Origin of the sequence: Paenibacillus sp. FSL P2-0173, from assembly GCF_038008045.1 — a bacterium.
In the GTDB taxonomy this organism is placed as follows: Bacteria; Bacillota; Bacilli; order Paenibacillales; family Paenibacillaceae; genus Paenibacillus; species Paenibacillus polymyxa_B.
Genome location: NZ_JBBOYK010000002.1, coordinates 129,294 through 143,280, shown reverse-complemented (window position 1 = coordinate 143,280; position 13,987 = coordinate 129,294). Strand labels below are relative to the sequence as shown.

Sequence of the window (13,987 nt, the reverse complement as noted above, 5' to 3'; positions counted from 1 at the left end):
AAGGAGGAGACCGGAATGCTGGAGTTCATTCAAATTCATGATCAAGATAACGTGGCTGTCGCCTTGCGTGATTACAAGCAGGGAGAGACACTGGCGTGGGGAGCACAAGAAGAACAACGGGTGGAGCTAGCCGAGGATGTAGCACGTGGGCATAAAATCGCCTTGCAGGATATAGCTGAAGGTGGGCATGTTCTGAAATACGGATATCCCATCGGTCATGCCATTCAGCCCATTCAGGCAGGACAGCATGTGCATACGCATAATACGAAGACGAACCTGACAGGCGTGGAGGAGTACACTTATAAGCCTAAGCCAGCTCCTCATTTATATGAACAGGAGAGTCGTACGTTTCAAGGTTTTCGGCGAAAGGACGGCCGTGTGGGGATTCGCAATGAGTTGTGGATTGTGCCGACGGTCGGCTGTGTGAACGGGATCGCTGAACTTATTTTAAACCGTTTCAAGCAGGAAGCGGGAGATATTTCACCTTTTGAAAATGCACTGGTGCTCAAGCATAACTATGGTTGTTCTCAGTTGGGTGACGATCATGCACATACGCGCACGATTTTGATCGATGCTGTGAAACATGCGAACGCAGGTGGTGTACTTGTACTGGGTTTGGGCTGTGAGAACAATGAGATGAAAGAATTTAAGGAAGCCATCGGAGAATATGATTCGGAGCGGGTAAAGTTTTTGCTTTCCCAGGATGTGTCGGATGAAGTAGAGGAAGGGGTAAGGCTGCTTCATGAAATTTTTGCGGCCGTGCAAGAAGATCGGCGGGAACCTGTACCTTTGTCAGAGCTGAACATCGGCTTGAAATGCGGTGGATCTGATGGCTTATCGGGTATTACTGCCAACCCACTACTCGGACGATTGTCGGATTATATGGCCGCGCAAGGTGGAACAACGGTATTGACAGAAGTACCTGAAATGTTCGGGGCGGAGACAATTTTAATGGAGCGCGCTGCCGATGAGCAAGTATTTAATAAGATCGTACATCTGATTAACGATTTCAAACAATATTTTCTGGATTACAAGCAGCCAGTATACGAAAATCCGTCACCGGGCAATAAAGCAGGGGGCATCACGACGCTGGAGGATAAATCACTGGGCTGTACGCAAAAATCCGGGTCTTCCACGGTCACTGATGTCATTCAGTACGGGGAGCGTCTCAAGACCAAGGGACTCAACCTACTCAGCGCGCCGGGGAACGATCTAGTGGCATCTTCAGCTCTCGCTGCAGCGGGCTGCCAGCTCGTCATCTTCACAACTGGACGCGGTACGCCGTTTGGCTCCTTTGTTCCGACGATGAAGGTCTCAACCAACTCGCCGTTGTATAAGGCTAAACCTCATTGGATCGACTATAACGCCGGTTCATTGGTGGAGGATGTCAGTATGGAAGATGCGCTCCGCAACTTTGTCGATTACATCGTTGCTGTAGCCAGCGGAACCTGGGTGAACAATGAGAAAAACAATTTCAGAGAGCTCGCTATTTTTAAAAACGGTGTTACGTTGTAAAAGGCTGAAGTGTAAGGGAGGCGGAATTATTCCGCTTCCCTTTTTGAGTTTGTATGCTTCTAAATAAGCATGTTAGAAAAATTGGAATATATTATCATAATGTACTTGTCATATGCTTGAATTTATGATATAACTTAATTACGTAATAAATACGTAATTAAGCTATTTTTAGATAGGATTTAGATCTTACTTTTATTTGGTGAATATAGAAAGTCGGACAAGGAGGCGGGAACGGTGGATGATCTTGTTCACTCCGACATCACAGATCTAGACACACTTGTTAACATGATTAAGCTGTCTTTTTCATTTGCGGATGGTGCCAATATGATTGCTTTATGCGACCAGCTGTATAGCCATGTCAACCAAAAGTATCAGGAATTGCAGCTCTACAAAGCGCGCGAGAAACCTATACAACCCATACATACCAAACGGCCGTTAGTCTACTACTACGGCTACAGTCATCTCATGAAAGGCATGGCCTTCCAAAAACAGGGCAAGTATGAGGCCGCTCGCGATTGCATCGAAAAATATGCAGAATTGGGCTGGTTTAATGGTCTCGATCAATATGGGGAGGCAGAGGTAGAATATTACCGCTATGCTGCCAGAGCTAATTTGTATGCCCTTGATATTTTGTCAGGTCATGCCGAAGTGTTGCAGGAATACATCGAATTTCTTCGTAACAATCCGGAAGAACTGTTACCGGGGCTTCTTTCCATCGTTGAGGGAGCGTCGAGATACGACTATCCTTTAGAGGCTGTGCTAGAATCATTTGCCGAACAAATTGAAGGTTTTACATATTTTGAAGAGCCTGTGAATGTATCTTATTATTTTCGCTTCTGCTATCAACTGGCTCTTTATTATATCAAGCAACAACAGTTTACGGTTGCGTTGGGCTATATCCTGCAATCTCTCATGCTGTCCGATACCCTGGGTATGGAACATGAGCATGAGTTTAGGAAATGTACTGCTATATTTGAAATTTTCAGATCCCAAGCTACAGCAACACAGCAAGACCAATATATAACTATTTTAAAAGGAGTGTTAAAGGATGAAAAAATTGATTTCACGCCCTCTGTCGCTCAGTCTGTTTAGTTTGCTAGTGTTTGTTACAAGTCATGACCTCATCACGGTGTTTTATCATGGAGCCAATCATTAAGAAGGCAGAAGTAAAGTAGAAGTACACTCAATAGCAAGTAAGCTCATTAAGATCAGGGCTTACTTGCTATTTGGCGTATTATGAAGACCGATCATAACGTATATATAACGTGGCACATGTCCCAAAAATATTTAAGCTGTTGTAGGTTTATGCAGCAAACCTTGTTCTGATGGATGCAATGAAATTCTTGTCTGTTGGTAAACGGGGAATGGTTCTTCCGTACTGTATGATCTGCTTTTTAACGCTGCATCCAGTGCCCGTAGCAAGGAACCTATGAATTGCTCTGGAGAAAAGAAAATGCTTTTCCCGACCATATGAATGTGAAGCTCGTTATGGTCACGGTTGCTTACAGACAGCAATATACCTTGACCCTGGAAACCCGTACCGATTGCGCGTATTTTGTTTATACCCGAGAGTAGCATTTCCGTTTTCACCGCACGCCCCTGTTCCTCTACAAATACAGAAATCAGGCGTTTGTCTGTAACGATAACAATTTGGTTACCCCGAAATGTATGACTCAGGTGTAGAAAATCTTTATATACCCCAATAGTCTGCTCATGCGGAGAAACAATCCCCATCCGTACAAACTCCTCCAGCTCAGTGACATCGGGTTCCTGATGATTTTTAATTCGTTTTTTGATACTGAACTGAATAGTCAGGATGCCCAAGATAGCTATGAGAAAAGCGCTAAGTCGGACATTAAATATAAAGAACATCAGGACAATAAGGCCGCCTACTAACCACTGTCCCCAAGTTAGATAGCGCAGCTTTTGTTGTACCGTACGGCGATAATAACCGTAGCCCTTTCCCGGTTGATACTCTTTGGTAAACTTTGTCATACCACGCATCATGGTTAATCCATAGACGGATAAAATTGTCATCGCGAGCGCCAAGAGCGTCATAAGCCATTCCTGAGCTGCAACGCCAACTAAAGTACACAGGCCAAACATGATGAGCCCCGCCCAGCAGGCAACCTTTTTAATTCGAACCTGTTTCTGAATCGAACGAACCAATTCTTCCATTCTTAATCCTCCTGATCTAGGTGTATAGGTAATGATTGGAATCACATATAGTCTTATCGTACCATCTGATAGTCTTTTTCGTAAATTAATAGATGTAAAAATCCAAAGGCTGGAAGAAGGTTTTCGCGTATAGTCAGATCCCCACCTGAACTTTAGATACCAAAATCAAAAAATCCAGTACTACTCATTCGAAGCAGAAGCCTCTAAAATAATAAATGTAAGTGCTTACATTACAAAGAAGGGAGGTCTTCGTATGAGAACAGGATGGAAGAATCCGCAGCCACAGCCACCGGTTCGATCGGGTAGAGGGGCATCACTAGCGCGCAAATGGGTTCAACAAAGACATTTGCAGACTATGGCGCTGCTTGGGGTGGTTTGGATGATTATTTTCCATTACATTCCGATGTACGGCATTTTGATTGCTTTCAAACAATTTGACATCATTGGTACCCTATCAAGCGCACCTTGGGCGGGGTTAGAGCATTTTCGGGCCTTTTTGGAGGATGATAACTTTTGGTACATTGTCAAAAATACACTGGGCATTAGCCTGCTCAAGCTGGCCATCGGGTTCCCGTTGCCTATTGTATTTGCTCTATTCCTGAATGAAATACGATCTACTCGGTTCAAAAAATCTATTCAGACCATTTCATACCTTCCTCACTTTTTATCTTGGGTCATTCTTGGCGGGATCTTAACGACGTGGCTGGCAGATACCGGGATGATTAATCAACTGTTGCTAGCCTGGGGTTGGATTGACCAGCCGATCAGTTATTTGGCAGAGCCGAGCTATTTTTGGGCTATCGTCGTTAGCTCGGATATCTGGAAGGAGCTTGGATGGTCAGCTATTATCTATTTGGCAGCAATGGCGGGGGTATCTACGGACATGTATGAAGCGGCCACCATTGACGGAGCCGGACGGTTTCAGAAAATGTGGTACGTCACCCTTCCCGCTATCAAGGGGACAATATCTATTTTATTTATTTTGGCGGTTAGCGGCATATTGAACTCCAACTTCGATCAAATTCTCGTCCTGCGTAACTCGCTGAATGAAAGTGCAAGTAATGTAGTTGATATTTATGTATATCAGGTGGGCATTCAGCAGGGCCGTTTCTCGTATTCTACCGCGGTGGGTTTGCTGAAATCGGTTCTTGCTCTCGTTTTGCTGCTAATTGCCAATTCGGTGACCAAGCGGGTGAATAATACATCCCTATTTTGAAGGAGGACGGCTGCATGCAGCTATTGCAACGCAGAACAGCAGGCGAAGCGATATTCGATTTCATGAACAACGTCTTCATGCTGATCATTTGTTTTGTCACGTTGTATCCCGTGTGGTATGTGCTGGTGAACTCCTTTAACGAAGGAGCAGACGCTATGCGGGGCGGCATTTACTGGTGGCCGAGGGTCTTCAGTCTGGGCAGCTATCAGGCTGTGTTTGCCAACAACGGTATTATGACCGCGATGGGGGTGACTATTGCCAAGACGCTTATCGGCACGATTGTTCATGTGTTTTTTACTGCCATGATTGCATATGCATATTCCCGTAGGGAGCTGATCGGGCGCAAGTTGTATATGCTGATTGGCACCATTACCCTGTTTTTCGGTGGGGGATTGATTCCAACCTATTTGCTGATACGTGATCTTGGACTGCTGGACAGCTTTTGGGTGTACATCATTCCTGCGATGTTCAGTTTTTTTGACCTTATTATTTTTATGGCTTTTTTCCGAGAACTGCCGGATGCACTGGAAGAGGCGGCGAAAATAGACGGTGCGAATGATTTTGGTATCTTTTGCCGGATCGTGCTTCCTGTATCCATGCCGGTAGTAGCGACGATTGCGTTGTTTCATGGGGTATACCAGTGGAACGATTATTTTACCGGAATGATTTATATTAATAATACGGATCTTCAGCCAATTCAAACATATTTGTACCGGGTTGTTGCCCAATCCAGCTCTAATCAGATGATGGCTGCTGCACCGGGAATTGTTGCCCAGTCCGTCACTTCGCAATCGATCAAGCTGGCGACGATGGTCGTGACGACACTGCCTATTGTACTGGTATATCCTTTTCTGCAAAAATATTTCGTCAAGGGTCTGATGATCGGCTCGATCAAGGGTTAGCACATCATCCAAGGGGGAGATTTATAATGAACATTCGCAAATGGCAGAAGGGGCTGTTGGCCTCTGTTCTGCTGGTGGGTTTGCTCGCGGCATGTACGTCCGGTGGAGGCGGTACTGTCACGGAATTGAAGGACGAGAAGACCAAGGCTACGGCAGATGCACCGGGATGGAAGGCGGATATGGAGCCGATTACGTTTGACTGGTATTTGAACTTTTCCTGGTTCCCGAACAAGTGGGGGACGGATATGACCTCGAAGTATGTTACGCAAAAGACCGGGGTCAGCGTCAATTTTATCGTACCCGCAGGGAATGAAAATGAAAAGCTCAACACCATGCTGGCCTCCGGCAAGCTGCCTGATTTTGTCACGCTTGGTTGGGGAGAGGACGCGGTCAAAAAAATGATTGAGGGCAAGATGGTGCTTCCGCTCAACAAGCTGGCCGAGAAATACGATCCGTATCTGATTAAAATAGCTGATCCGGCGAAAATGTCCTGGTATCGCCAAACGGACGGGAATGTTTACGGGTATCCTAACGCTTCTTCTTCGCCACAGGATTATCAAAAATACGGCCAAAATTTTGTTTCCAACCAGACGTTTATGGTTCGGAAGGATATGTACGAGGCGATCGGCAAGCCGGATATGAGAACACCGGAAGGATTTTTGAAAGCGCTTCAAAAAGTGAAAGAGAAATTTCCAGAGGTGAACGGTCAGCCTCTTATCCCGATGGGATTCCACGAATTTACGGATAACGGAAATTATTCTTTTGAAGACTATTTACTTAACTTCCTAGCCATTCCTCATGAAAAAGACGGCAAGCTATACGATCGTCGTTCGGACGAAGAGTATATTCGCTGGCTCAAAACATTCCGTCAAGCAAATGAGCAGGGCCTGATCGCCAAGGACGTATTTATCGACAAACGTCCGCAAATGGAGGAAAAGGTGGCACAGGGCCGATATTTTGCCATGTTATATCAGCGCTCTGACTTTGCCACACAACAAGTAATGTTATATGCGAAGGACCCGAACTCCGTCTATATCGCGGTGGATGGACCTTCGAACAGTAAGCTGGACCCGCCGACGCTGGCTGGGCCGGGTATTTCCGGCTGGACGGTGACGCTTATTTCGAAGGATGTCAAAGACAAGGAGCGGGCTATTGAATTTCTGACTTATCTGATTAGCGAGGAAGGAAACCGCGATCTGTATCTGGGGGAGCAGGGCAAGCTGTGGGACATGGTTAACGGTAAGCCAGCCTTCAAGCCAGATGTGCAGGAGCTGCTGAACAAGGATCGTTCTGCTTTTGATAAAAAATATGGAGCCTCCTTCACCTTCTGGATGCTGATGGATACGAATATGAATTTGCAGTGGGCGCCGCCCAGCGTCGAGCCGTATAAGCAGCCAGAGGATTGGACGAAAGGCAAGACGAAAGGCTTCTCCCAATATGACAATATCAAACCGACCGGAACTTCGGCGGAGGGCATTGCGTCAGGCCAGATAGATAAAATTTGGGGCAAGACATTGCCGAAGCTGCTGCTGGCTTCCTCAGATGAGGAATTCGACCAGCTGTTTGCTCGCTTTTTGGAAGATCGCAGAAAAGCAGGATATGACAAAGTTATGGCCTATCAGCAAAAAGCCTATGAGGAAAACCTTAAGAAAATTGAACAGTTCACCAAATGATTTAATTCGATGACTTAATCTATTGAACCCCTAAGGATGTGATTTCATGCCAGGCCGTGCACGTTCACAGATGAAGAGCCTGCTGCGCCGCACTATATGGCAGTGGATGAAGGGGACGGCCGATCGGCTTGGCGGTTGCTCTCTTCAAGTTAAGCTCATTGTCGCGTATATCGGAGTCATTTTAATTCCGGTGGTATTGTTCTCGCTATATACCTTTCACCAACTGTACGAGAATACCATGCAAGACATTACCGTACAAAATCAGTATGTGTTGGATACAGAGCTGGCCCATATTCACAGCAATATGGAAATTATGGAGCGAACCGCACAGCTTGCGATCTCAGATCGCAACGTACTTCGTTATCTGACCGAGGAACGTGAAATAAGCAGCGATGAGCTGGTCCAATTCAACTTGAATGTGTTTCCAAATTTACAGCACTTGCTGTACAGTAATCCCAATGTAGAGAACATTCGACTGTATACGAGTAATCCTCAGGCACATGAAATATGGCCAATGATTTTTAATGAATCACGACTGCCTAAAGCTTCCTGGCTGAAAACGGCCCAACTCCGACAAGGGAAAATATGGTGGGAAATGTACAAGGGGCCGAAAAGCTTACTTCTGGGGCAATCCCGGCAGGAAAGTGAGACAGTGCAGTATATGGCACTGCTGCGTGAAATTCAGTCTACCGGAGGAAGACACGCAGGGTTGGTAGAAACAAACATGAGGCTGGAGCTATTTTCACCTAGAGTATTTGGAATCCCACAACGTGACCGCGCATGGCAAATGTTCATTCTAGACGGCGACGATTCCAGCTCAAGGAACGCTGATAAACCAATGTCTTCTACCGATATAGCTACAGCTTCCTCTCAATCAGATTCAATTTCGATCCCTCTGTCCCATGTGCACCATCTGTTTCAGTCCCAGGTCCAGGGACCGGGTGGTGCTTTTGATTTTTCCTATGAGAATAAGCCTTATCTCGGCATGTACCGTTATATAGAAGGGTTGGACGCCTATTTGCTAAATGTGGTGGCGCTGGACGGTCCGCTGGGTGATCTCCGTCAGAAACGCAATGCCATGCTGCTCATTATTAGTATGCTGATTTTGTTTATGTCCGTCATTTCTTATACCCTGCATGTCTTCATTCTCAAACAGCTACATACACTGCGTGAATCCATGAAAAAAGTAGAGCAGGAGGGTGACTTTCAGCTTAGAATTCCAGTATATGGGCGGGGAGAAGTGGCTGAGCTGGCTCTATATTTTCGCAGTCTACTGAGTCGGATTAACGGACTCATTGCCGAAGCAGTACACAAGCAGGCCGCTGCTCAGGAGGCTGAGCTGCTAGCGCTCAAGCATCAGATTGATTCCCATTTTCTCTATAATACATTGGAAAATTTAAAAATGATGGCGGAGATAGAACGACAGTATCCGCTGTCGGATGCCCTTACCTCCCTTGGCTCGATGATGCGTTATAATCTCCAATGGTCGGGATCGTGTGTTGCTTTGCGGGATGAAATCCGCCATATTCAGCATTATGTGGCCATCATGAACATTCGCCACGATAACCAAATTGGATTGGAAATTCATCTATCGTCGGCGTTTATGGAACTGGAGATGCTGAAAATGTCGCTGCAGCCTGTAGTCGAAAATGCTATCAAGCACGGTTGGAGTGCATTGCAAAGCCCATTCAGCATCACGATTGAAGCCTGCCCTAAGCAGGATATTATAGAATTGCGCATACAGGATAACGGAGTGGGGATATCTGAAGAAAGAAGAAACGCCATCATGGCTGGTCTAGCGCGAACGGAAATGGATTCCCACGAGCCCGGGATGAATGGGGGAATCGGTTTGTATAATGTGCATCGCCGTTTGAGTATGCAGTATGGCGAAGAGTATGGCATAAGACTGGACAGCATCCCCGGACAATCGACGACAGTGACCCTGATTTTGCCTAAACGTTACATGATGAGGGGGGCAGACCATGACGACCAAGCTGTTGATTGCGGATGACGAGAAAAATATTCGAATGGGACTTCAAGCTATGATCGAACGGGAATTTTCCGGTCTCTATGAATGTGTACTGGTCAAGGACGGAATGGAAGCCTGGCAGCATGTGAAGCAGTTTTTGCCCGAGTTGGTGATAACGGATATCCGTATGCCTGTTATGGATGGCATTATGCTGATGCAGCATATTCACGAGCTGGAGCCGGGTCGCAGACCTTTGGTAATCATTCTCAGTGGATATGACGAGTTCCAGTATGCGCGCGAAGCGATTCGCTGTGGGGCACGGGAGTATTTGCTCAAGCCAATCGTAAGGGAGGAACTGTTCGGTGCGCTGGCAGTTTTGAATGAGGAATTGAAGCAGAGGAACCACCTCATATACGATGGTGTTGTCAGCGTAGAGAAAGATAGACCAGCTGGCGCGAGTGCCATCGTCGATAGAAGCGGTAGTATGACACGTGCTATCCAATACATCCATGCTCATTACAGCGAGGATTTGAATATGGCAGTAGTATCCAATTCAGTATCCTTGAATTATACGTATTTTAGTCAGGCGTTCAAAGCCTATACAGGCCTTAGCTTTGTTCAATATGTAAAAAGGCTGCGCATTACAGAAGCCAAAAAGCTGCTGGAGTGTCAAGGGGGCAAGATTTATGAAATTGCGGCTAACGTGGGCTTTGACAATGCAAAGCACTTTAACAAAGTGTTTCGTGAGCTGGAGGGGATGACCCCGCAGCAGTTTCGAGTGCAGAATCAAAGGGGTAATTAGATATAAAGAGGCGGAAAACTTCACTGCCTTTTTAACCTTATCCTGATATAATAAACGTAAGCATAACCATCGCCTTCAATCAGAGAGTTTGTACACAATCACACGAATCGCCGAACGGAAGGGGAGAGCATATGGTTATTTATGAAACGGACCAAGCTTATATCATGACGACGCAGCATGACCATGCCCATATTTCAGGTGAGTTGGCTTCACAATGGGAAGAGAGTGCCTTCAAGAATAGACGTCATAAGCAGGATTTTGTATATGCAGCAAGGGAGCATGATCGGGGCTGGATACAGTTAGACGCTGCTCCTTTCTGGAATGATCATGTGTCTGCACCTTATACGTTTATTGATTTTCCGCTCAATCCTCGTTTTGTTTTCTATCGTCTTGGGATTGATGAAGTCGAACAAGGTAATACGTATGCGGCGTTGCTGTGTAGCTTGATGTACAAGGAGCTAGTCGGACGGACCGAGCATCAAAACGCTCAGGACAAGCAGATTACGCATGCTTATCAGGAAGCGGAGGCACAGCGTCGTCAGAGGCTCAAACAGGAGCTGGCATGTGGCGTAACCTTCGACCATCAAGTGCGGACGGATGTACGGAGAATGTTGTTTTGTGACGAATTGAGTCTGTTTTTGTGCAGCCGAGAGCCGGGCACGCCTACAGCAGATTATGAATGGTTTGCTGAAGGTTTAAGCTTCCCGGCTGTTCGACATGAAAGCGGGCGAGTTTGGGCCGAGTGGCTATCGGATCAGACTGTAGGTCTTTCCTTTTTTCCTTTCAGGGGCAAGGTAGGGATTACTCATACCTTTAAGAAGGTGGACAAGGAGAAAATTCATACCTTTGGTCTCCTAGAGGCTTACCGTTCTTCTGAATGGACGCATCGAACCTTTACCGTTGAACATATCATGGAAGTAGAAGAACATAAGGAGAATGCCTGACAGTCTACGGATACAGCCTCGAACAATATTTTGTTCGTAGACGCAGAGAAAAGTCAGAGCAAAGCCTCCCTGAACCATGCTTCAGAGAGGCTCGCTTTTTTCTAGCTTTAACATTTTACGATTTTGCAGATGTTTTCGCACGATTGACAATAGTCTGTACCTTATTCAATACCTTATCGCGTGCCCCTTTATTTTTCATCAGATACGTAACACCCATTCCTAATGCGGCTACCACCCATTTTTTATTCTTCATGAATAACGCCTCCTTATGATCATGTTGTCATACACAATTGCTTTAAAAGCATCCAAAATGTGAAAAGATGAACGGGATTTTACGATTTAGTGATTCCTTGCACTCGTTCCGCATAACTATGATTTTACCCTTCTCCATCAAATCTTACCCGTTCCTTCGCCAATGAAACGATTACGACTGTCTTTTCATGTTTAATGGATATTATTAAATATCCCGCCACAATTGCTTCAGACGCACATGACAGGGAGGTCTTTGTTATGAGAAAGAAGGAAGTGGTTGCCATGCTGCTCGCCGGCGGACAAGGCAAAAGACTCAAAGGACTTACCCGTACACTAGCCAAACCGGCAGTATTTTTTGGAGGAACTTACCGCATTATTGATTTCCCTCTCAGCAATTGCACTCATTCTGGTATAGACACCGTAGGCGTATTGACCCAATACGAGCCGTTGGTGCTTCATTCCTATATCGGCGTTGGGAGCGACTGGGATTTGGATCGCCTGGATGGAGGAGTTTTTGTTTTACCACCGCACGAGAAAGAAAATGGAAACAACTGGTACAGGGGCACGGCGGATGCAATTTATCGAAACCTGCATTTCTTGGATCAGTATGACCCGGAGCATGTACTCATTCTTTCAGGGGATCACATTTATAAAATGGACTACAGTCGAATGCTCCACTATCACAAGGAGAAGGAAGCAGACTGCACCATTTCTGTCATCAATGTCACGATTCAGGAAGCCAAACGATTTGGGATATTGAACGCCGATGATGATCTCAAAATATATGACTTTGAGGAGAAGCCTGATCAGCCGAAAAGCACATTGGCCTCCATGGGCATTTATTTGTTCAAATGGGAGGTGTTACGTCGCTATTTACTGGAAAGTGCAAGCGATTCTGAATCCTCACATGATTTTGGCAAGGATATCATTCCATTGCTGCTTCAGCATGGACGGTCGTTGTATGCGTACCCGTTTGCCGGGTACTGGAAGGATGTAGGTACCATTCAGAGCTTGTGGGAGTCCAACATGGATCTTCTGGTTCAGGATCCGCCTTTGGATCTGAACGATCCTTTCTGGCGCATCTATACCCGCAGTCCTAATCAACCGGCCCAGTATATAACCCAACGGGCAATCCTCAAAAACAGCATTGTAAATGAAGGCTGCATGGTGGATGGAGAAGTAAGGCATTCTGTACTATTTTATGGGGTCGAAGTAGGTGAAGGGAGCGTCATTACCGATTCTGTCATCATGCCAAACGTAAAAATTGGGCGCAATGTACGTATCCACCGGGCTATCGTGAATGAGAACATCGTTATTGAAGACAACGCGTTTATCGGACCTGAAGATAGTTCTGATGAGATTATTTTGTTCGATCAGGAAAGCCAGCTTCATGCACGAATTTAACCCGGATAAGGACGGTGTCTGCTATGAGCCGACTCATTGGAGTTATCAACCTGGATCACGAACTGGATCAGTTGAAGGAGTTGACCTATTTCCGGTGCGGGGCCGCAGTCCCCTTTGCCAGTCGATATCGGCTCATTGATTTTACCTTATCCAACATGATGCATGCAGGGGTGCATGATATTGCACTGTTTATCCGCCGCAAGTACCGTTCGCTGTTGGACCATCTGGGTGAAGGTCGGCCTTGGGATTTAGACCGCAGACGGGGCGGGTTGTTTATTTTGCCACCGGACTGGAATGATCCGACGGATGCATCACGTGGGGATTTGCAGCATGTGCACAACAATCTGGACTTTTTCCATCGCTCATCGGGGCAAACCATTGTTCACGCAGGAACTCAGCATGTCAATAAGGTTGATATCGAGGATGTATACCGTTATCATCGGGAGAAAAATGCAGATGTTACCCTCGTATATAAACCCATAGACCAGCTCGAATCTGAGCATGCTCCTTGTGCACGACTGGAGATTGATGAGAACGGACGAGTGACTGGTATTCATCAGGAGCAGGATCATCATAATATTTATCTGGAAATGTTCGTGATGGACAAAGGCTTGTATCTGGATCAGGTGAAGCATTGCATTGCCCATCAGGATAATCATTTCTTTCGCGATGCCATCCAGAAAAACCCAAGTGGACTGCGCATTTATGCGTATCGTTATGAAGGTTATCATGCGGTCATTAATTCTATCGAGAGCTACTATAAAAATAGCATGAAGCTGCTGGATCAGGAGCAGTATCATGCACTGTTTCAGAATCAGCCGGTGCATACCAAAATCAAGTATGAAGCCCCGACCCGTTATACGCACAGCGCCGAGGTGGATCATTCACTTGTTGCCAATGGCTGCACCATTGGGGGCAAGGTCGAGAACAGTATTCTTTTCCGTGGAGTACGGGTGGAGGAGGGTGCGCGGGTAAGCAACTCGATTATTATGCAAAAATGCGTCATCCGTAAAGGGGCAGTTGTGGAGAATGTGGTTTTAGATAAAGATGTACAGCTTTCACCAGATCGAACTCTGATTGGAGACATTAGAGTTCCCTATGTCATTGCCAAGAATAGCGTAATTTAAAGGAT

12 protein-coding genes are annotated in these 13,987 nt (G+C 46.0%); 10 read left to right on the top strand and 2 right to left on the bottom strand.

What is annotated here, in order from left to right; genetic code table 11:
- The first annotated feature begins 15 nt into the window (after positions 1-15).
- Positions 16-1,515 carry a UxaA family hydrolase gene (locus tag MKX30_RS10840; protein WP_069079640.1) on the top strand — a complete coding sequence of 500 codons (1,500 nt, stop codon included), beginning with the start codon at positions 16-18 and terminating at the stop codon, positions 1,513-1,515.
- 234 nt (positions 1,516-1,749) lie between these two features.
- Positions 1,750-2,607 carry a DNA-binding protein gene (locus MKX30_RS10835; RefSeq protein ID WP_264453859.1) on the top strand — a complete coding sequence of 286 codons (858 nt, stop codon included), beginning with the start codon at positions 1,750-1,752 and terminating at the stop codon, positions 2,605-2,607.
- 195 nt (positions 2,608-2,802) lie between these two features.
- Here MKX30_RS10835 and MKX30_RS10830 read toward each other — a convergent pair whose 3' ends face one another.
- Positions 2,803-3,693 carry a hypothetical protein gene (locus MKX30_RS10830; protein ID WP_053325303.1) on the bottom strand — a complete coding sequence of 297 codons (891 nt, stop codon included), beginning with the start codon at positions 3,691-3,693 and terminating at the stop codon, positions 2,803-2,805.
- A 253-nt stretch (positions 3,694-3,946) separates the two neighbouring features.
- Here MKX30_RS10830 and MKX30_RS10825 point away from each other — a divergent pair, with 253 nt between their 5' ends.
- From MKX30_RS10825 to MKX30_RS10800, 6 genes are all read left to right on the top strand, one after another.
- Positions 3,947-4,909, top strand: coding sequence for an ABC transporter permease (locus MKX30_RS10825; protein ID WP_076264208.1), 963 nt, complete (start codon positions 3,947-3,949; stop codon positions 4,907-4,909).
- A gap of 14 nt (positions 4,910-4,923) precedes the next feature.
- Entirely contained in the window at positions 4,924-5,811 is an 888-nt protein-coding gene (locus MKX30_RS10820; protein WP_028542392.1) for a carbohydrate ABC transporter permease, read from the top strand.
- Positions 5,812-5,837: 26 nt separating this feature from the next.
- On the top strand, positions 5,838-7,484 hold the full coding sequence (locus MKX30_RS10815; protein ID WP_338533509.1) for an extracellular solute-binding protein: 1,647 nt from the start codon (positions 5,838-5,840) through the stop codon (positions 7,482-7,484).
- A gap of 46 nt (positions 7,485-7,530) precedes the next feature.
- On the top strand, positions 7,531-9,495 hold the full coding sequence (locus tag MKX30_RS10810) for a sensor histidine kinase (protein WP_341062828.1): 1,965 nt from the start codon (positions 7,531-7,533) through the stop codon (positions 9,493-9,495).
- Positions 9,467-10,255 carry a response regulator transcription factor gene (locus MKX30_RS10805; RefSeq protein ID WP_023988332.1) on the top strand — a complete coding sequence of 263 codons (789 nt, stop codon included), beginning with the start codon at positions 9,467-9,469 and terminating at the stop codon, positions 10,253-10,255. Before MKX30_RS10810 ends, MKX30_RS10805 begins: the two co-directional genes overlap by 29 nt.
- 131 nt (positions 10,256-10,386) lie before the next feature.
- Positions 10,387-11,199 (top strand): DUF3891 family protein, encoded by an 813-nt coding sequence (locus tag MKX30_RS10800; RefSeq protein ID WP_069079643.1) that lies wholly within the window; start codon positions 10,387-10,389, stop codon positions 11,197-11,199.
- 115 nt (positions 11,200-11,314) lie between these two features.
- Here MKX30_RS10800 and MKX30_RS10795 read toward each other — a convergent pair whose 3' ends face one another.
- Positions 11,315-11,452 carry a hypothetical protein gene (locus MKX30_RS10795; protein WP_023988334.1) on the bottom strand — a complete coding sequence of 46 codons (138 nt, stop codon included), beginning with the start codon at positions 11,450-11,452 and terminating at the stop codon, positions 11,315-11,317.
- A 257-nt stretch (positions 11,453-11,709) separates the two neighbouring features.
- Here MKX30_RS10795 and MKX30_RS10790 point away from each other — a divergent pair, with 257 nt between their 5' ends.
- Both MKX30_RS10790 and glgD read left to right on the top strand, forming a co-directional pair.
- On the top strand, positions 11,710-12,855 hold the full coding sequence (locus MKX30_RS10790; RefSeq protein WP_023988335.1) for a glucose-1-phosphate adenylyltransferase: 1,146 nt from the start codon (positions 11,710-11,712) through the stop codon (positions 12,853-12,855).
- Positions 12,856-12,878: 23 nt separating this feature from the next.
- Complete coding sequence (glgD, locus tag MKX30_RS10785; RefSeq protein WP_023988336.1) at positions 12,879-13,982, top strand: glucose-1-phosphate adenylyltransferase subunit GlgD; 1,104 nt, start codon at positions 12,879-12,881, stop codon at positions 13,980-13,982.
- The last annotated feature ends 5 nt before the right edge of the window (positions 13,983-13,987 follow it).